This window comes from Nocardia sp. NPDC051911 (assembly GCF_040681035.1).
Taxonomy (GTDB): Bacteria; Actinomycetota; Actinomycetes; order Mycobacteriales; family Mycobacteriaceae; genus Nocardia; species Nocardia sichangensis.
Map to the genome: position 1 here is coordinate 212,639 of NZ_JBFAXY010000001.1, position 18,343 is coordinate 230,981.

Genomic DNA, 18,343 nt, shown 5'->3' on the forward strand with positions numbered 1-18,343 from the left:
CCGCTCCCAGCGCAGCGCGCGGAGGTGCCGATGCGCCGATCCGGCGACACGGCGCATTGGCACGGCGAAGTGGAAGCGGCCGCTCCGGAAGCCGCCGCTAGAGCTCCGCGCGGGGCGGCCCATCACCGTTCTGGCGTTGCTTCGCCCCAGGTCGGCGCAGCCGCAGCCGGGCCGAGCCGCGGATCGCCGGACGCGGGATGGTCGGACGCGGAATCGCCGGACGACGGATGCCTGGCAGCCGCCGGTCCGCCCGTCGTTGCGCACGCCGCTCGGCGGGTTTGTGCGTCCAGGTCTCCGGACGCGCGGCCACCCAGCGCTGGGAATGCCAGGCGAACGGGATGTGGCCCAGATACAACGCAACCAGCACCAGCAGCAGCACGATCGGATACGTGACCAGCGCCGCGGCGGCGAGCGCGACCAGCACCAGCAGCCCGGCCGCGGCCTGCGGCGCCACCGACACCGATTTCATGGCCAGCGTCGGGATGGTGCTGACGCACAGCGCGGCCGAGAACACCGTCCACGCCGCGACCTCGTAGAAGCCGACCCACCAGCCGTCGCCGAACTGCACGAACAGGGCCACCGGCACCATCGCGATGAGCGCGCCCGCCGGAGCGGGCACACCGACGAAGTACTCCCGCGACCAATCCGGCCGGGTGTCGTCGTCCATCAGTGTGTTGAACCGGGCCAGGCGCAGCACGATGCTGACGGCGAACAGCAGCGCGACGATCCAGCCGACGCTGTTGCTGCTGAGCAGGGTCACGTACAGCACCAACGCGGGGGCGACGCCGAAGGAGATGGCATCCGACAACGAGTCGAGCTCGGCGCCCATCTTCGTGGTTGCGTCGAGCATTCTGGCCAGCCTGCCGTCGAGGGTGTCCAGCACGGCCGCCGCGCCGATCATGGCCAGCGCGATACCGAGTTTGCCGTCGAGGCCGAACTTCACCGCCGACAGCCCGGCGCACAGCGCCAGGATGGTGACGATGCTCGGCAGCAGGCGGACGGACCGCCGCCTGCGCCGCTGGGTGGATACCGCCGCTTCCATCACGCGTCAGCGGATGTGCCGAGCACGGCGAGCACTGTCTCGCCGCCGATGGTGCGCTGGCCGGGCTGCACGAGCAGTTCGGTGCCCGCCGGGAAGTAGGTGTCGACCCGCGAGCCGAAGCGGATCAGGCCGTAGGTGTCGGCGATGGTCAGCACGTCGCCGACCTGGGCGTCGCAGACGATCCGGCGCGCGAGCAGCCCGGCGATCTGCACCACGACGACCTGGTCGCCCTCCGGCGTCTGGAGCACCATGCTGTTGCGCTCGTTCACCGAGCTCGCCTCGGGCAGGTCAGCGGAGCGGAACTGGCCGGGCTGGTGCAGCACGGTGCGCACGACTCCGGAGACCGGTGTGCGCTGCACGTGGACGTCGAGCACGGACAGGAAGATGCTCACGCGCGGCAGCGGCGCGTCGCCGAGACCCAGCTCGGCGGGGGGAGCGGCCGTGTCGACCAAGGCGATCTCGCCATCCGCCGGGGCGACCACGACGCCCGGTCGGTTCGGCGGCACGCGACGCGGGTGACGGAAGAAGGTCGCACAGGCCGCGGCGGCGAAGAGTCCGGTGCGCCGCACCCATTTGCGCTTGCCGCCGACCACGGCGACCGCCAAGGGTGCGGCGACGAACGGAAGCCCGGCGGGATGCAACGGAGGGATCGCGTTGCGGACCAGATCGACGACGTGGCCGACTCCGGTGCGTTCAGGCGTGCCGGGCGGGGTGGGACGGCGGGCCACAGGCTCCTCTTTCGTGCTCGATGCAGACGGTTTGCGCCATATCGACGATAGGACCGGCGCAAGCGTTCACACCTTACGGGAAAGGAGCCCGTGGCACGCGGGGTCAGGACCTGACTCGGGCGCCGGTGACCAGTCGAACCAGGAACAACAGGATGACGGCACCGCCCAGACAGGTGAAGAAGCTGAACCAAAGGCCGCCACCCTCGACGTCGACTCCGAGCAGCTTCAGCAGGAACCCACCGAGCAGACCGCCGACCACCCCGACGACAATATTGAGCAAGATGCCCTGTTGGGCGTCCGTCTTCATGAACTTGCTCGCGATCCATCCGGCAAGACCGCCGATGATGATCCATCCGATAATCCCGAGACCGAGCATGGTGTCCTCGCATTCAGTTGGGCCACGCCTCGTGCAGCAGTGGCGTGCTTCGACGTGATACCCACCGATTGTCGGAATACGCGCGGCAGATGAGCGACTTTCAAGCTAATATGAGGAAGCCTCATGTCTGTTCGCCAATGGACAGTGGCTGATGAGGGACCGATTTCGATGCTTCGGGGCACCCCCGGCGGCGTCGCCGCAGGTACATAGGAGACGCAGATGGCTGCTCGAATCGCCCAGACCACCGGCGCTGAGCACACGGCGATCCTCGGGCTCGGCGTTTACCGCCCTGCTCGAGTGGTCACCAACGACGAGGTGGCCGGCCCGATCAACTCCAGCGACGAGTGGATCAGGACCAGGTCGGGAATCAGAACCCGCCGGTTCGCCGACGATTCGGAGACGATCCAGAGCATGAGCGTCGCGGCCGCGCGCGGCGCGCTGGAATCCTCCGGTATCGCGGTCGACCAAGTCGATTGCGTGATCGTTGCTACATCCACCCACCTGTTGCTGACGCCGGCCGCCGCCCCGCGCATCGCCACCGAACTCGGCATGAACGGCTCCGCCGCCTTCGACGTCTCGGCCGGGTGCGCGGGCTTTTGCCACTCGATCGCGCTGGCGTCGGATCTGGTCCGGGCGGGCACCGCTTCGCACGTCCTCGTGATCGGCGTGGAGAAGCTGACGAACACGGTCAACCCGAAGGACCGTTCCACCGCCTTCCTCTTCGCCGACGGCGCGGGCGCGGTGATCGTCGGCCCCTCCGACGAGCCGGGCATCGGCCCCACCGTATGGGGCTCGGACGGCACCCAGCACCACGCCATCCGGCAGGACAAGGACTGGATGGAGTTCTTCCACGAGATCGACGAGAAGGGCCTGGACGCGGTGCGGCCCTATCTGGCCATGGAGGGCACCGCGGTGTTCCGGTGGGCCGCGCACTCGCTGGAGAAGGTGTGCCGCGACGCCATCGACCGCGCGGGCCTGTCTCCCGAGGACCTGGACGCGATGATCCCGCACCAGGCCAACGGCCGGATCATCGAGATCATGGCCAGGGTGCTGAAGCTGCCCGAGCACTGCGCGCTCGCCAACGACATCGAGGAGGCGGGCAACACCTCGGCCGCCTCGATCCCGCTGGCCATGGAGGCGTTGCTGCGCAAGGGTGAGTCGAAGCCGGGCGACACGGCGCTGCTCATCGCGTTCGGCGCGGGCCTGTCCTACGCCGCTCAGGTCGTGAACCTGCCGAACTGGAAGTAACCGCTCCCACTCGCCGCGGCCGGGTCACGACATCTCGTGCACCGGCCGCGGCGAGCACCGCGCGCGGCGCCCCGTGCTCAGACGCCGGATTCGACCGCTGTCTTGACTTTGCCCAGAGTCTCGTTCATGCCGCGCACCAACGCCTCCTCGAACGGGATCTCGCCGCCCAGCGCGGCCTCGATCGCCTTACGGGAGAACCAGGTGGTGCCGTTGGGCACATCCCGCCGCTCGATCAGCCGCGTGCCGGACTCGGTCGGCTCCAAGGTGTAGCTCCACACGGTCCGGTTCTCGGTGACCCGGAACGCGAACGCCTTGTTCGGCTCGAACCGCACGATGCGTGAGGTGGTCGGCCAGAACTTCTTGCCGTCGCGATTGAGATTGAGCGTCCAGGTGCCCGCCTTGAGCGAGCCGAGCGCCACCATCCGCACGCACTGCGGACTGAACTCCCGCATCCGCTTCAGATCGGAGATCACCGCCCACACCTGCTCCGGGGGCGCGGAGATGTCGATGCTGGCTTCGAGATTTTTCGGCAACGCTGCCTCCGGGATACGAGCGACGGACCGACGACCATCCGTCCGAACGCGATGTGACGAGTCGCGCACATTTTAAACGCGCCGACAGTTGCGTCACATTTTCGCTACTCGCGCACCGGCCGGTGTAATGATCGGCGCACAATAACGGATACATGAAGCACAGACACCGCCTCCAACATTTCGGCGTCCAACGTGAGGTGATCGGCCGTGAAACTGCGCTCCCTGCTCCATCGTCGTCCGGCGGACCCGGTTCCGCTGCTTCCCGCCATCGAGCCGGAGGACGGGCGAAAAGCGCACGGCGCGTCGGTCTTTCCGCCACGTAGTGTTCGCGGGGCCGTGCAGGAAGAACGTCTGGAGCGTCTGCTCACCCCGCGTGAGCTCAATCTCGTCTTGCACCATCGCCTCTGAGCCCTCGGCGAACGCCCACGACAGACCGCGCCGCGAGGCTCCATACTCGACAGGTGACTTCACCCGCTGCCACGAAACCGGCCATCCTGAGCGTCGACGACGACCCGGGCGTCTCCCGGGCGGTCGTCCGCGACCTGCGCCGCCGCTACGGCGCCGATTACCGGATTCTGCGCGCGGAATCGGGTCCGCAGGCCCTGGACGCGCTGCGTGAGATGAAGCTGCGCGGGCAGCCGGTCGCCGTGTTGATCGCCGACTATCGGATGCCGGGCATGGACGGCATCGAATTCCTCGAGCAGGCGATGGACCTGCACCCCTACGCGCGCCGCGTGCTGCTGACCGCCTACGCCGACACCAATGCCGCGATCGACGCGATCAACGTCATCGACCTCGACCACTATCTGCTCAAACCGTGGGACCCGCCGGAGGAGAAGCTCTATCCCGTGCTCGACGGGCTGATCGACGCTTGGCGCAGCAGCGAGCATCGGCCCGTCACCGAGACCAAGGTGGTCGGCAATCGCTGGTCGCCGCGGTCGTCGCAGGTGCGGGAATTCCTCGCCCGCAACCAGCTCCCCTACCGGTGGTACCTGGCCGACGAGCCCGAGGGCGCGCGCCTGCTGGAAGCGGCGGGCGCCGACCCGGAGCGCTGTCCGGTGGTGATCACTTCCGCGGGCGACGCGCTCGTGCAGCCCACCGACAGCGAACTGGCCCAGAACGTCGGCCTGACCGTCGACCCGGCGGGCGAGTTCTACGACCTGATCGTGGTGGGCGGCGGTCCCGCCGGTCTCGGTGCGGCGGTCTACGGCGCGTCCGAGGGTCTGCGCACCGTGCTCGTCGAGCGGACCGCCACCGGCGGCCAAGCGGGGCAGAGTTCGCGCATCGAGAACTACCTCGGCTTCCCCGACGGCTTGTCCGGGGCGCAACTGGCCGACCGGGCCCGGCGACAGGCGGCGAAATTCGGCGCCGAAGTGATCACCACGCGCGAGGTAGTGGGGCTGGAGGTGAACGGGTCCGCGCGCACCGTGCGGTTCGCCGACGGCGGCAGACTGTGCGCGCACACCGTGATCATCGCGACCGGCGTCGACTACCGCCGCCACCCGGCGCCGGGCGTCGACGACTTCACCGGGCGCGGCGTCTACTACGGATCGGCGATGACCGAAGCGTCCGAGTGCGCCGATCACGAGGTCTACATCGTCGGCGGGGCGAACTCCGCCGGTCAGGCCGCGGTGTTCCTGTCCCGCAACGCGCGCACCGTGCACCTGGTGGTCCGGGCCGATTCGCTGGAACAGTCCATGTCGCACTACCTCATCCAGCAGATCGCGCAGATCGCGAACATCGAGGTGCACACCAACACCGAGGTGATCGCCGCCGACGGTGACGATCACCTCCAGCAGATCGTGCTGCGCAACAACAAGTCCGGCGCCGAGGAGAAGGCCGACGCGGAGCGGCTGTTCCTGTTCATCGGCGCGGCGCCGCAGACCGATTGGCTCGACGGCGTCGTCATCCGTGACGACGCAGGTTACGTGCTCGCCGGGCCCGACCTGATGGTCGAGAGCGCGCGCCCCGCGGGCTGGGAGCTATCCCGGCCACCGCATCACCTCGAAACCAGCGTGCCCGGCGTGTTCGTGGCGGGCGACGTGCACGCCGAGTCGGCCAAGCGCGTCGCCTCCGCCGTCGGCGAGGGCGCCATGGCCGTCATGCTCGTGCACCGCTATCTCGCGTAACCAGGAGGCCGCAGATGACTTCGAACCAGACCGCGGACCGCAGCAGCAGGTCGGTGTGCGACCCCGCCGAGCTGCGCACCCTGTTCCTGTTCGAGAAGCTGAACGACGAGCAGCTGGAATGGCTGTGCGCCGACGGCCGGATCGAGACAATCGAACCCGGTGTCGTCTTCCGCGAAGGCGAACCGGCCACCTGTTTCTACGTGTTGATGGATGGCGAGCTGATCCTCACCAAGCAGTCCGGCGGCGCGGAGATCGAATTGGTGCGCACCGAGCATCACGGCGCCTACGCGGGCGCTTGGATGTCCTACATCGGCGACAAGGTCGACCAGACCTACAGCGGGACGATGCAGGTGACGCGGCCGGCGCGGTTCTTCGTGCTGGACGCCGAGATCTTCGCCAGGATGATGCACGAGTGGTTCCCGATGGCCGTGCACCTGCTCGAAGGGGTGTTCTTCGGCAACCGCAACACCAACGCGCGCATCGGTGAGCGCGAACGACTGCTCGCGCTGGGTTCGCTGTCGGCCGGCCTCACCCACGAGCTCAACAACCCGGCCGCCGCCGCGGTGCGCGCCACCGCGGGCCTGCGCGAGCGGGTCGCGGGCATGCGGCACAAGCTCGCCATGATGGCGGAGGGCAAGTTCGATCCGTCATCCTTGGGTTCCTTGGTGCGCCTGCAGGAGGAGGCCGCCGCCCAGGTCGCGAAGGCTCCGGAGCTGACGCCGATGGAAGCCGCCGATCGCGAGGACGTGCTCGGCGAATGGCTGGAGGACCACGGGATCGCCGACGGCTGGAACCTCGCGCCGAACTTCGTGCAGGCCGGGTTCGACACCGACTGGCTGGAGCGGGTGGCCGCCACCCTGGACGGCTCGCCGGAGCAGGTGTTCCAAGGGGCCATCCGCTGGCTGAACTACACCATCGAGACCGAGCTGCTGATGAACGAGATCGCCGACTCGACGACGCGCATCTCCGCGCTGGTGGGCGCCGCGAAGCAGTACTCGCAGATGGACCGCGCCCCGTTCCAGGTGGTCGACATCCACGAGCTGCTGGACAGCACCTTGGTGATGCTCAGCCGCAAGATCGGCGACGGCGTGCACGTAGTCAAGGAGTACGACCGGACGCTGCCGGAAGTGCCGTGCTACGCGGCCGAACTCAACCAGGTGTGGACCAATCTCATCGACAACGCGGTGTACGCGATGAACGGTGAGGGCACGCTGACCATTCGCACCAGGAAAGAGAACGACTGCGCGGTCGTGGAGATCGGCGACACCGGGCCTGGCATCGCGCCGGAGGCCCGCAACCGGATCTTCGAGCCGTTCTTCACCACCAAGCCGATGGGCGAGGGCACCGGACTGGGGCTGGACATCTCGTTCCGCATCGTGGTCAAGAAACACAACGGCGACATCAGGGTGGACTCGGAGCCGGGCGACACCAGGTTCACCGTCTGGCTGCCGCTGCACCGCCCAGAACAGGATCGAGCCGGAATCGACACGGAAGGGCAGTCATGACCGAGCAGCTCGCGGGCATCGATCCCGCGGTACCGCCCAGTGGGCCGGGTTGCGCGGAGTGCGAGCAGCACTCCGGCTGGTGGGTGCATCTGCGCCGGTGCGCCCAGTGCGGGCATATCGGCTGCTGTGACACCTCCCCCGCGCAGCACGCCACCGCGCACGCGAAGAGCACCGGTCACCCGTTCATCCAGAGCTTCGAGCCGGGTGAGGACTGGTACTACAACTTCGAAACCGAAGAGATGTTCAGCGGCGGACCGGAATTGGCGCCACCGCACAGTCATCCCGCCGATCAGGGCGTCCCCGGCCCGCGCGAGCGGGTTCCCGCGGATTGGCAGGCACACATCCACTGATGCCGCCGGAACCGGTACGCTGCTGCCGACGCCGGGGCCTCCGGCGCCACGATCCACCCGGGAAAGCATCGGTATGAAACGAACTTCCGCCATCGTCCTGATCGCCGGGACGGTGGGTTTCCTGCTGGCAGGCTGCGGCGGAGGGGACGAGTCCACCGACGCGAACGGATTGCGCCAGGGCTCCGTGACCGCGACCGCGGCCGCCTCGGCCGCCCGCACGACGACCGCTCCCGGCACCGCGACGCCGAGCGGCCCGGCGGATACGGACGCCCCCGCCACGACGAAGCAGCGCGACCCGGCGCTCGGTCCGGCGTCGAGCACCACCTGCGGTGAGTTCCGCAAGCTCGACACCGACGAAGAGAAGGTCCTGATCGAGCAGATCCTGGCGGAGAACCCGGGCGGCCCGTTCGACGGCAGCCCGAATGTCGCGCTCGGCACGGCCAAACTGGTGTGCCTGGCGCCGAGCGTCGCCGACAAGTCGGTCGCGACCGCCGCGGGACTCGTCAAGAAATAGCCGAAAGCGTCGTCGTCCACCATTCCCGGACGGCGGACCGTGACCGAACGCGGGGCCGCGCGGCAGAATGGCACAGTGGCAGAACTGGCACTCACCGCCCGTCTGAACCCTTCGGCCGCCGATGCCCGGCGCGGGGTGGTCCGGCTGCATCCGGAGGCGCTGACGGCGCTGGGGTTGCGGGAATGGGACGGGATCATGCTGGTTGGCTCCCGGCGCACGGCCGCGGTGGTCGGCGTCGCGCGCCAGGGCACGCCCGCCGGGGTAGCCCTGCTCGATGACGTCACGCTGTCCAACGCCGGGCTGCGCGAGGATGCGACGGTGGTGGTCTCCCCCGCGACCGTCTACGGCGCGAGACAGATCACGGTGAGCGGTTCGGTGCACGCCACCCGCACGATCCCGGCCGCGACACTGCGGCAGGCGCTGCTGGGGAAGGTCGTCACCGTCGGTGACGCCGTCTCCCTGCTGCCGCGCGATCTCGGCCCCGACATCAGCTCCACGGCGGCCACCCAGGCACTGTCGCGCACCTTCGGCATCGCCTGGACCACGGAATTGCTCACCGTCACCGGCACCGATCCGCGCGGACCGGTGAGCGTGCAACCGAATACCGCGGTGAGCTGGGGCGCGGGCGCGGTCGCCGCGCGGGACGCCGCCGATCTGGCCTGGGCCGGAACCCCGATCCCGGTGGGCGAGGCCTCGCGGGCCGCCACCGAAGCCGCCGCGTTCGACACGGCCGCGGGTAACAACGGCGCCGCGATGGTCCGGGCCACGGCGGCCGTCGACATGCAGAGCGTCTCGGTCGAAGTCCTGGCGGGCGGGCGCAGCCAGGCCGCGAAGCTCGAGGAGTGGCTCAGCCTGGCGTTGGACGAGCCCGAGCTGTTGCGCACGCTGGGCGCACGACCTCATCTCGGCGTGCTGATCACCGGCCCGGCCGGCGTCGGCAAAGCCACGCTGGCACGTGCGGTCGCGGGATCGCGGCGACTGGTGGAGCTGGACGGCCCCAGCATCGGCGCGGCCGAGAGCGGTGCGCGACTGCGCGAGGTCGCCGAGGCGGTGGCCGATATCGGCTGCGGCAGGGGCGGCGTCCTGCTGATCACCGACATCGACGCGCTGCTGCCCGCCGACCCCGAACCCGTCGCCACACTCATCCTCGACCAGCTGCGCGCCGCGATCGCGGGTCCCTGCGTCGCGTTCCTGGCGACCACCGCGCACCCGGCAGGCGTCGACCAGCGCCTGCGCGCCCCCGACCTGTGCGATCGCGAACTCGCGCTGCCGCTGCCCACCGCGGGCGTGCGCAAGGCGCTGCTGGAGTACCTGCTGCGCCGGGTGCCGACCGCGGAGCTGGAACTCGACGAGATCGCCTCGCGCACACCCGGATTCGTGGTGTCCGATCTGGCGGCGCTGTGCCGGGAGGCGGCGTTGCGCGCGGCGTCGCGGGCCAGAGAGCACGGCGAGCCGCAACTCACCCAATCCGACCTGCTCGGCGCGCTCGAGGTCATCCGGCCGCTGTCACGCTCGGGCATGGAGGAACTCGCCATCGGCAGCCTGAGCCTCGATGACGTCGGCGATATGGCGGAAACCAAGCAGGCGCTCACCGAGGCGGTGCTGTGGCCGCTGAAGCACCCGGACTCCTTCGCCCGCCTCGGCATCGAGCCGCCGCGCGGGGTGCTGCTCTACGGCCCGCCCGGCTGCGGCAAGACCTTCCTGGTGCGCGCGCTGGCCGGTACCGGTCAGCTCAGCGTGCACGCGGTCAAGGGCGCCGAACTGCTGGACCGATGGGTCGGCTCGTCGGAGCGCGCGGTGCGCGAATTGTTCCAGCGGGCGCGGGATTCCGCACCCTCGCTGATCTTCCTCGATGAGGTGGACGCGCTGGCCCCGCGCCGCGGCCAGAGCGCCGACGCGGGCGTGGGCGATCGGGTGGTCGCGGCACTGCTCACCGAACTCGACGGCGTGGAGCCGCTGCGCGACGTGGTGGTGCTGGGCGCGACCAACCGGCCGGAGCTGATCGATCCGGCGCTGCTGCGCCCGGGCAGGCTCGAACGGCTGGTGTTCGTGCCGCCGCCGGATGCCGCCGCCCGCCGGGAGATCCTGCGCACCGCGGGCCGCGCGGTGCCGCTGGCCGACGATGTCGACCTCGACGCGCTCGCGGAGGAACTGGACGGCTACTCCGCCGCCGACTGCGCCGCGCTGCTGCGCGAGTCCGCGCTCGCGGCGATGCGCCGGGACGTACACGCGGCCGACGTCACCGCCGCCGATGTGCTGGCCGCCAAGACGGTGGTGCGGCCCTCGCTGGATCCGTCGCAGATCGACACACTGCGCCGCTACGCCGACAGCCGCGGGTAGGTCGCGGGCGACCCGCTTCGGACAATCTCCGGCAAACCGGCTCTTGTTGCCTTTTTCGCACCGGAGACATTTTCGGGCGAATCGTCGGCAATCACAAGATCACGTCGCCACCACGGGTATGTTCGACAACCGTGCGCAGGGTCGGCGACATTGTCGACGCGACCACGGCCTTCACCGGAGCCGCGGTCGCGGGCGTGACGCTGTTCCTGCCGGTCACCGTCAACACACAGGGGCAAGCCACGTCGTACCGGATCGCCGGGCTGCTCAACAGCGTGCCGCGCAGCGCGGCACTGGGCGTGATCGTCGCCGTGGCGGTCGCCGTGCTGGTCGCCACCACCTCGCGACCGCTGACCGGGTGGGCGACGGCCACTGCCGCCGCGCTGGCGCAGCTGATCAACCACTTCACCGGACGCCACGTGGCCACGGCCGAGATACTGACCACGCAGAACTACATCGACTCGATCTGCGCCGCCGTGCTGCTCGGCGGGCTCGGCGCGGTGGTGCTGCGCAGACCCTTGCCCGCCGCGGCGTTCGCGGTGGGCGGCGTCGGCTTCTTCGGCTTCGGCGATCTCGCCGGCCTGCTGAACATCAACGCGGATCCGTACGCGGTCCTGGAGACCCCGACGCGCTGGATGATCGGCGTGAGCTTGATCCTGCTGATGATCAGCACCTTGCACAACTGGAAGCGAACCGAGGACGCGAAGGAGCCGCACATGGCGATCGCGCTGCCGGTGACGCCGATCCTCGCCGCCATGGTGCTCGCGCTGGTGGTCCTGGCCGGCACCGAATGGCTGGGCAGGCAGTACAGCAAACTGCCGGGGGAGAGTCACGCGGTCGAGATCGTCATCGTCGTCGCGGCGACGATCGTCAGCGCGACCGCGGCCGCCATGCTGCTGCCCGGCCGCGACGGCACCGGCGTGTACCTGGCCGTGAGCCTGACCGCGGCGGTCGACGCGGTCGGCTACGCGGTGCGGCCCGGCTGGACCGCGCCGGTGCTCATCGCGCTGACCGCGGCCGGACTCGTCATCGGCGCCCGGATGCCATCGACCGCCCTCGCCATCCTGCTGCTGCTGGGCATCACGGTCTTCGCCCTCGTCACCTCGACGTCCGCGAGCACCGTCGCGTTCGCCGTGATCAGCGGGGTCATCGCGTTGACGGCGGGATACTGCTGCGGCACCGCGCGGCCGCACTACGCGCCCAGCGGCGTACTCGCGCTCAGCGCGCTGTATCTGCCGTCGGCGGTCTCGGTGATGCCTGACCGCGTCAAGGACTGGCGCGAGGACGTGGCGGCGCACGACGCGACCCCGGGCGGCACCGCGCTCGCCATCGTCATCGGCAGCGCCGTCGGGCTCGTCATGCTGCGTAAATTACGGCCACGCAGCAGGCCGCAAACAAATGGGCAACCAGAGAGCGAATCATTAGCGGACATATAGCTTCGGTTCGGGCGGATGACGGACACCATACTCAGCCCTTCCACGGAAAAAGCACGCTTTCCGTAGGCTTGTGCCGGACACCCCGCCGCCCCTACCCGACGGAGTGAAGTTTGCTCGCAATCCTGCTCGCTCATGCCGCGGCCGCCCTGCTGGCTCCGCTGTGGGTGCGGGCACTGGGGCGCAACGCATTCTTTCTACTGGCTGTGGTCCCGCTCGGCGGCTTCGCCTGGGTGATCGCGAATTGGTCCGAGCCGCAGCGAGTTCGGCTGACCTGGGCGCCGAGCATCGCCCTGAACATCGATCTGCGCTTCGACACCCTCGCGGCGGTATTGTGCGCGCTCGTACTGGGCATCGGGGCGCTGGTGCTGATCTACTGCGCCCGGTACTTCGAGGATGACGAACCGCGGCTCGGGGTGTTCGCCGCCGAGCTGGTCGCGTTCGCCGGCGCCATGTTCGGGCTGGTCACCAGCGACAACATGCTCCTGCTCTATGTGTTCTGGGAAGCGACAACGGTGCTGTCGTTCTTGCTGATCGGTCACAACGCCGAGCAGGCGGCCAGCCGAAGGGCCGCGATCCAGGCGCTGCTGGTGACCGGAGCGGGCGGACTGGCGATGCTGACGGGCATCGTCGTGCTCGGCACCGTGAACGGCAGCTATCTGCTGTCGGATCTCCTTTCCGGGACCAACCCGAGCGGGACCGCGGTGAATGTCGCGGTGGCCCTGATCCTGGTGGGCGCGCTCACCAAATCCGCCGTGGTGCCCTTGCATTTCTGGCTGCCCGGCGCGATGGCCGCACCCACCCCGGTGAGCGCGTACTTGCATGCCGCGGCGATGGTGAAAGCCGGCGTGTACCTGATCGCGCGCCTGGCACCGGCGTTCGCGCAGAACCCCGTGTGGCATCCGCTGGTGCTGACCCTCGGCCTCGCCTCGATGCTGCTGGCCGGGCTGCGCTCGCTCCAGGTGGTGGATCTGAAACTGGTGCTGGCCTTCGGCACGGTGAGCCAGCTGGGATTCCTGATCGTGCTGGTCGGCATCGGCACACCCGATGCCGCGCTGGCCGGAGTCGCGCTGGTCGTCGCGCACGCGCTGTTCAAGGCGTGCCTGTTCCTGGTGGTCGGGATCATCGACCACGGTGCGGGCACGCGCGATCTGCGCCGCTTGTCCGGGCTCGGCCGTCGGGCTCCCGTGCTGTGCGCCACCGCGGTCCTGGCCGCGCTCAGCATGGCGGGCATACCGCCGCTGCTCGGCTTCGTCGGCAAAGAAAGCGCGCTGAACGCCGTACTGGACGCGGACGTGCTCACCGCGCCCGTACGCGGCGCGGTGTTCACCGGAGTGGTGCTCGGGTCGATGCTGACCGTCGGCTACAGCATCAGGTTCGTCTGGGGCGCTTTCGCGGACAAGGACCGCGAGCCGGAACCCGCGGCAGGCGCCACGCCCGTCGCACACCACCCGAGCGAAGTACCCGTCGCCGAAGATCAGCCGGAAGCCGAGCGTCGTCTCCGCTGGCATCCGCCGGGTGCTCTGTTCCTCGCGGCACCGGTGATCCTCGCCGTCGCGAGCCTCGCGGCCGGTCTCGCCCCGTCCTGGCTCGACGCACGATTGCGCCCCTACGCCGAAACGCTGGCCGCCGTTCCGTTTTCGCATCTGGCGCTGTGGCACGGTTTCGATGCCGCGCTCGCGTCGACACTGTTGATCGTCGCGGTCGGCGTCGTGTTGTGGCGGCTGCGCGGCCGCTTCGCCGAATCGGCGCACCCGCGCCTCGGCAACGCCGACCGCGCCTACGACGCCACGCTGCGCGCGATGGACACCCTCTCGCTGCGGATGACCGGCGCGGTGCAGCGCGGGTCGCTGCCGCTGAGCCAAGCCGCGATCCTGGTCACGCTCATCGTCCTGCCGACCGTCCTGCTCGCCCTCGGCACCCGCACCGGAGTCACGCTGCGGTTGTGGGACTCGCCGCTGCAAGCGGCCATCGGCGCGATCATGGCGGTGAGCGCGCTCGCCGCGACGGTGCTGCGCAACCGGCTCGCGAGCGTGCTGGTCGTCGGGGTGACCGGATACGGCAGCGGCGTGATCTTCGCGCTGCACGGCGCGCCCGACCTCGCGCTGACCCAATTCCTGGTGGAGACGCTCACGCTGGTCATCTTCGTGCTGGTGCTGCGCGCTTTCCCCGCGACGATCGAGCCGAGCCGGACGGCCGCGTTCAAGCTGCGCAGAGCGGTCCTGGCCGTCGGGACCGGGACGGTGGTCGCGGTCCTGGCCGGGTTCGCCGTGGCGGCCCGCACCGCCGAACCCATCTGGCTCAGAATTCCCGATGCCGCCTACGAATTCGGCGGGGGGAAGAACGCCGTCAACGTCCTGCTCGTCGACCTGCGGGCGTGGGACACCCTCGGTGAGATCTCGGTGCTCGTCGTCGCCGCGACGGGGGTGGCCTCTTTGGTGTTCCGCAGCAGGCGCTTCGGCAGCGCGCCGCGCGCGACGGACTCCCCCGACTACGATCCGGAGCTGGTCAGCTGGCTGCCCGCGGGCCGATTGGTGGCCCGGGCCGAACGCTCGATGGTCCTGCAGATCACCACGCGGCTGGTGTTCCCGACCATCATGGTGCTGTCGGTCTACTTCTTCTTCTCCGGCCACAACGCGCCCGGCGGCGGGTTCGCGGGCGGGCTCACCGCTGGGCTCGCGCTGACCCTGCGGTACCTCGCGGGCGGCCGCTACGAATTGGGTGAGGCACTGCCCGTCGACGCGGGCCACATCCTCGGCGCCGGCCTCACCTTGGCCGCGGGCACTGCCGTCTCGTCGCTGCTGCTCGGCGCGCCGCCGCTGTCCTCGGCGATCATCGAGGTTTCGCTGCCGGTGATCGGGCACGTCAAGGTGGTCACCGCGCTGCTGTTCGATCTCGGCGTCTACCTCATCGTGGTCGGCCTGGTGCTGGACGTGCTGCGCAGTCTCGGCGCGCGCCTGGACAGCGAGCTGGCCGACGCCGAGACCCCCTCGGCGAACGGAGGTTCCGCGACGTGACCGCGAATCTGACCCTATTGGTGGTGATCGGCATCCTCGTCGCGTGCGGGGTATACCTGCTCCTGGAACGCGCCGTGTCGAAGATGCTGCTCGGGCTGATCCTGTTCGGCAACGCGGTGAACCTGCTGATCCTCACCGCGGGCGGCGGTCGCGGCAAACCGCCCATCCGCGGCACGGCCGACACCGAGGAGATGGCCGACCCGCTCGCCCAGGCGATGGTGCTCACCGCCATCGTGATCACCATGGGCATCGCGGCATTCGTGCTCGCCCTCGCCTACCGCGCCTACATGCTCACCACCAGCGACGACGTCGCCAACGACCAAGAGGACGTGGATGTCGCCCGGCGTCGCGCCGGAGAGGACCCGGAGACGTGAACCTCTCGCCCGGCCTGCTGCCGGTTCTCACGCCGCTGCCGGTGCTCGTCCCCCTGCTCGGCGCGGCGGCCACGCTCGTCTTCGGGCGCAGGCCGCGCATCCAGAGCGCGGTCAGCGTCGGGGCGCTCACCGCTGTCGTGGTGATCTGCGGGTTGCTGCTTTTCCTGGTCGACCGGGACGGCACCACCGCGTTGCAGGTGGGCGACTGGGCAGCGCCGATCGGCATCACGCTGGTGGTGGACCGGCTGTCGGCGGCGATGCTGCTGGTCTCGTCCATCGTGCTGCTGTCGGTCAACCTCTACGGCGCGGGTCAGAACATCCGCGACGGCGACGAGCGGCAGCCCACCTCGATCTACCGGCCCACGTATCTGGTGCTCACCGCCGGTGTTTCGGCCGCGTTCCTGGCCGGTGACCTGTTCAACCTCTTCGTCGGCTTCGAGATCCTGCTCGCGGCGTCGTTCGTGCTGCTCACCGTGGGCGCGACCACCGAACGCATCCGCGCGGGCGTGGCCTACGTGATGGTCTCGTCGGTCTCGTCGCTGATCTTCCTCGCCGGCATCGGGCTCACCTACGCGGCCACCGGAACGCTGAATCTCGCCCAGCTCGCGGTCCGGTTCGGCGCCGTGCCGGAGGGCACGCGCACGGCGATCTTCGCAGTGCTGCTGGTGGCGTTCGGTATCAAGGCGGCCGTCTTCCCGCTGTCGAACTGGCTGCCCGACTCCTATCCGACCGCCCCGGCGCCGGTCACCGCCGTGTTCGCCGGTCTGCTCACCAAAGTCGGCGTGTACGCGATCATCCGGACCCACTCGCTGCTGTTCCCCGACGGCGGCTTCGACTCGGTGCTGCTGGTGGCGGGCCTGCTCACCATGCTCATCGGCATCCTCGGCGCCATCGCGCAGAGCGACATCCGCCGTCTGCTGTCGTTCACGCTGGTCAGTCACATCGGCTACATGGTGTTCGGCGTCGGCCTCGCCAACGCGGCCGGGCTGTCGGGCGCGGTGTTCTACGTGGCGCACCACATTCTGGTGCAGACCACGCTGTTCCTGGTGGCGGGACTGATCGAGCGGCAAGCCGGATCCACCTCGCTGCGCAGGCTGGGCGGGCTCGCCGCGGCCAGCCCCCTGCTGGCCGTGCTGTTCCTCGTCCCGGCGCTGAATCTCGGTGGGATACCGCCGTTCTCCGGGTTCATCGGCAAGGTCGCGCTGTTGCGGGCCGGCGCCGAACGCGGCAGCGTGCTGGCCTGGGTGCTGGTCGGCGGCGCCGTGCTCACCAGCCTGCTCACGCTTTACACCGTCGCCAGGGTATGGAGCAAAGCGTTCTGGCGGCCCCGCGAGGACGCGCCGGAGGGCCATCTCACCGCGGCCAGGCCGCCGACGCTGATCGAGGAAGCGACCGACGTGCACTACGACGAGCGCACCGATCCCGGCCGCATGCCGCCGCTGATGGTGCTGTCCACCGCGGCCCTGGTGACGGTGGGGCTGTGCCTGACGGTGCTGGCCGGGCCGATCCTCATGATCGCCGACCGCGCCGCGGTGGACCTGCGCGATCCCGGCGTGTACATCGGTGCGGTGCTGGGCGAATCGCCGGGAAGCCGACGATGAGCGCCGAGCGGGGCCCGGTGCGCGACACGACCGTCCGCGTCGGCATCCTCGTATGGCTCACCGTGGTCTGGCTCGCCCTGTGGGGCGATCTGAGCATCGCGAATGTACTGGGCGGGCTGGCGGTCGCCGCGCTGATCATGGTGGCACTGCCGCTGCCGCGCGTGCCGGTGTCCGGGCGGCTGAACCCGTTTCCCCTGCCCGAGCTGATCGTGGCGAGCGCGTATTACGCGCTGGAGTCGAGTCTTCAGGTCGCCTGGCTCGCGATCCGCCCCAAGCAGACCCCGGTGTCCGGCGTGTTGCGCGTGTACTCCGGCACGAGATCGGATCTGGTGCTGGTGCTGTGGGCCGACCTGCTCAACCTGATCCCCGGCACCATGGTGCTGGAGATCGACCGCAGGCGCTGCGTCGTCTACGTGCACGTTCTCGATGTCGGCAGCGATGCGGCGGTGGACAAGTTCTTCCGGACCACCCGGCGGCTGGAACGCCTGCTGATCGAAACGTTCGAACGCCCGACCGGATGGCCGTACTCCCGGCCGCCCTCTCCCCCGGAGGTGACATCGTGACCGTCGTCGCCGTCCTCGCCGCCGTCATCCTGACCGCGGCGGCACTGATCACCACGTATCGCGTCGTCATGGGGCCGAGCACGCTGGACCGGGTGGTCGGCATCGACTCGCTGATCGCCATCGCCGCCTCCGGGCTGGCCGTCTGGGCGGCCTACAGCGCCGACACCACCGTGGTGCCCGCGATCGTCGCGCTGGCGCTGGTCGGGTTCCTCGGCTCGGCCGCGGTGTCCCGATTCCGAGTGCGGGACGACACATGAACCTCTGGCACGTGCTCGCGGGCACCCTGATCCTGTTCGGCTCGACGCTGGCGCTCACGGCGGCGATCGGGATCGTGCGCTTTCCCGACACGCTGACCCGGATGCACGCCGCCACCAAGCCACAGGTCATCGGGCTGATCCTGGTGCTGGCGGGCGCCGCGATCCAGCTGGGCGGACACGGCAACGTCTGGGCGCTGGTGCTGGTCGGGCTGTTCACCCTGCTGACCGCCCCGGTGATCGCCCACCTGATCGGCCGCACCGCCTACCGCGAGCAGCGCCACCGCGACGGCCTGTTGCGCGTCAACGAGATGCGCGACGACGACGTCGATTAGCCGC

At 69.6% G+C, this 18,343-nt stretch carries 18 protein-coding genes; 14 read left to right on the plus strand and 4 right to left on the minus strand.

From position 1 onward, the window contains the following. Window positions 1-97: 97 nt before the first annotated feature. The 3 genes from AB0L97_RS01195 to AB0L97_RS01205 form a co-directional block, all read right to left on the minus strand. A complete protein-coding gene (locus AB0L97_RS01195) occupies window positions 98-1,042 on the minus strand; it encodes a phosphatidylcholine/phosphatidylserine synthase (RefSeq protein ID WP_355071694.1) in 945 nt (314 codons plus the stop codon). Beyond that, the gene (locus tag AB0L97_RS01200) at window positions 1,042-1,770 is read right to left on the minus strand and encodes a phosphatidylserine decarboxylase (protein ID WP_355071692.1); all 729 of its coding nucleotides are present in this window, start codon (window positions 1,768-1,770) and stop codon (window positions 1,042-1,044) included. The genes AB0L97_RS01195 and AB0L97_RS01200 overlap by 1 nt, the downstream gene beginning before the upstream one ends. A gap of 103 nt (window positions 1,771-1,873) precedes the next feature. Then, complete coding sequence (locus tag AB0L97_RS01205) at window positions 1,874-2,146, minus strand: GlsB/YeaQ/YmgE family stress response membrane protein (RefSeq protein WP_356962735.1); 273 nt, start codon at window positions 2,144-2,146, stop codon at window positions 1,874-1,876. A gap of 219 nt (window positions 2,147-2,365) precedes the next feature. On the opposite strand from AB0L97_RS01205, the gene AB0L97_RS01210 reads away from it, so the two are divergent. Then, the gene (locus AB0L97_RS01210; RefSeq protein ID WP_364424521.1) at window positions 2,366-3,394 is read left to right on the plus strand and encodes a beta-ketoacyl-ACP synthase III; all 1,029 of its coding nucleotides are present in this window, start codon (window positions 2,366-2,368) and stop codon (window positions 3,392-3,394) included. A gap of 77 nt (window positions 3,395-3,471) precedes the next feature. Here the strand turns inward: AB0L97_RS01210 and AB0L97_RS01215 are convergent, their stop codons facing one another. Continuing rightward, window positions 3,472-3,927 (minus strand): SRPBCC family protein, encoded by a 456-nt coding sequence (locus AB0L97_RS01215; protein ID WP_364424523.1) that lies wholly within the window; start codon window positions 3,925-3,927, stop codon window positions 3,472-3,474. A gap of 207 nt (window positions 3,928-4,134) precedes the next feature. Here AB0L97_RS01215 and AB0L97_RS01220 point away from each other — a divergent pair, with 207 nt between their 5' ends. From AB0L97_RS01220 to mnhG, 13 genes are all read left to right on the plus strand, one after another. Beyond that, on the plus strand, window positions 4,135-4,335 hold the full coding sequence (locus AB0L97_RS01220) for a hypothetical protein (protein ID WP_364424525.1): 201 nt from the start codon (window positions 4,135-4,137) through the stop codon (window positions 4,333-4,335). A 53-nt stretch (window positions 4,336-4,388) separates the two neighbouring features. Continuing rightward, window positions 4,389-6,056 carry an FAD-dependent oxidoreductase gene (locus AB0L97_RS01225; protein ID WP_364424527.1) on the plus strand — a complete coding sequence of 556 codons (1,668 nt, stop codon included), beginning with the start codon at window positions 4,389-4,391 and terminating at the stop codon, window positions 6,054-6,056. A 14-nt stretch (window positions 6,057-6,070) separates the two neighbouring features. After that, window positions 6,071-7,561 (plus strand): ATP-binding protein, encoded by a 1,491-nt coding sequence (locus tag AB0L97_RS01230; RefSeq protein WP_364424529.1) that lies wholly within the window; start codon window positions 6,071-6,073, stop codon window positions 7,559-7,561. Next, window positions 7,558-7,911: a UBP-type zinc finger domain-containing protein gene (locus tag AB0L97_RS01235; protein ID WP_364424531.1), complete on the plus strand. Its 354-nt coding sequence runs from the start codon at window positions 7,558-7,560 to the stop codon at window positions 7,909-7,911. Before AB0L97_RS01230 ends, AB0L97_RS01235 begins: the two co-directional genes overlap by 4 nt. Window positions 7,912-7,984: 73 nt before the next feature. Next, window positions 7,985-8,425, plus strand: coding sequence for a hypothetical protein (locus AB0L97_RS01240; protein ID WP_355071679.1), 441 nt, complete (start codon window positions 7,985-7,987; stop codon window positions 8,423-8,425). Between the two features lie 75 nt (window positions 8,426-8,500). Continuing rightward, window positions 8,501-10,765: an AAA family ATPase gene (locus AB0L97_RS01245; RefSeq protein WP_355071677.1), complete on the plus strand. Its 2,265-nt coding sequence runs from the start codon at window positions 8,501-8,503 to the stop codon at window positions 10,763-10,765. Window positions 10,766-10,896: 131 nt separating this feature from the next. Then, the gene (locus AB0L97_RS01250) at window positions 10,897-12,198 is read left to right on the plus strand and encodes a hypothetical protein (protein WP_364424534.1); all 1,302 of its coding nucleotides are present in this window, start codon (window positions 10,897-10,899) and stop codon (window positions 12,196-12,198) included. Between the two features lie 110 nt (window positions 12,199-12,308). After that, window positions 12,309-15,212, plus strand: coding sequence for a Na+/H+ antiporter subunit A (locus AB0L97_RS01255; RefSeq protein WP_364424536.1), 2,904 nt, complete (start codon window positions 12,309-12,311; stop codon window positions 15,210-15,212). After that, a complete protein-coding gene (locus tag AB0L97_RS01260; protein WP_364424538.1) occupies window positions 15,209-15,586 on the plus strand; it encodes a Na(+)/H(+) antiporter subunit C in 378 nt (125 codons plus the stop codon). Before AB0L97_RS01255 ends, AB0L97_RS01260 begins: the two co-directional genes overlap by 4 nt. Beyond that, a complete protein-coding gene (locus AB0L97_RS01265) occupies window positions 15,583-17,187 on the plus strand; it encodes a Na+/H+ antiporter subunit D (protein WP_364424540.1) in 1,605 nt (534 codons plus the stop codon). The genes AB0L97_RS01260 and AB0L97_RS01265 overlap by 4 nt, the downstream gene beginning before the upstream one ends. After that, a complete protein-coding gene (locus AB0L97_RS01270; RefSeq protein ID WP_355071670.1) occupies window positions 17,184-17,750 on the plus strand; it encodes a Na+/H+ antiporter subunit E in 567 nt (188 codons plus the stop codon). The genes AB0L97_RS01265 and AB0L97_RS01270 overlap by 4 nt, the downstream gene beginning before the upstream one ends. Continuing rightward, window positions 17,747-18,007 carry a monovalent cation/H+ antiporter complex subunit F gene (locus tag AB0L97_RS01275; RefSeq protein WP_356962749.1) on the plus strand — a complete coding sequence of 87 codons (261 nt, stop codon included), beginning with the start codon at window positions 17,747-17,749 and terminating at the stop codon, window positions 18,005-18,007. The genes AB0L97_RS01270 and AB0L97_RS01275 overlap by 4 nt, the downstream gene beginning before the upstream one ends. Further along, window positions 18,004-18,339 (plus strand): monovalent cation/H(+) antiporter subunit G, encoded by a 336-nt coding sequence (mnhG, locus tag AB0L97_RS01280; RefSeq protein WP_355071667.1) that lies wholly within the window; start codon window positions 18,004-18,006, stop codon window positions 18,337-18,339. The genes AB0L97_RS01275 and mnhG overlap by 4 nt, the downstream gene beginning before the upstream one ends. Window positions 18,340-18,343: the final 4 nt, after the last annotated feature.

What these genes read in the sequence shown, in the direction of transcription:
- AB0L97_RS01230 (WP_364424529.1), top strand. Translation starts at nt 6,071, where the DNA reads ATGACTTCGAACCAGACCGCGGACCGCAGCAGCAGGTCGGTGTGCGAC.
- AB0L97_RS01205 (WP_356962735.1), bottom strand. Translation starts at nt 2,146, where the DNA reads ATGCTCGGTCTCGGGATTATCGGATGGATCATCATCGGCGGTCTTGCC.
- AB0L97_RS01240 (WP_355071679.1), top strand. Translation starts at nt 7,985, where the DNA reads ATGAAACGAACTTCCGCCATCGTCCTGATCGCCGGGACGGTGGGTTTC.
- AB0L97_RS01210 (WP_364424521.1), top strand. Translation starts at nt 2,366, where the DNA reads ATGGCTGCTCGAATCGCCCAGACCACCGGCGCTGAGCACACGGCGATC.
- AB0L97_RS01270 (WP_355071670.1), top strand. Translation starts at nt 17,184, where the DNA reads ATGAGCGCCGAGCGGGGCCCGGTGCGCGACACGACCGTCCGCGTCGGC.
- AB0L97_RS01235 (WP_364424531.1), top strand. Translation starts at nt 7,558, where the DNA reads ATGACCGAGCAGCTCGCGGGCATCGATCCCGCGGTACCGCCCAGTGGG.
- AB0L97_RS01195 (WP_355071694.1), bottom strand. Translation starts at nt 1,042, where the DNA reads ATGGAAGCGGCGGTATCCACCCAGCGGCGCAGGCGGCGGTCCGTCCGC.
- mnhG (WP_355071667.1), top strand. Translation starts at nt 18,004, where the DNA reads ATGAACCTCTGGCACGTGCTCGCGGGCACCCTGATCCTGTTCGGCTCG.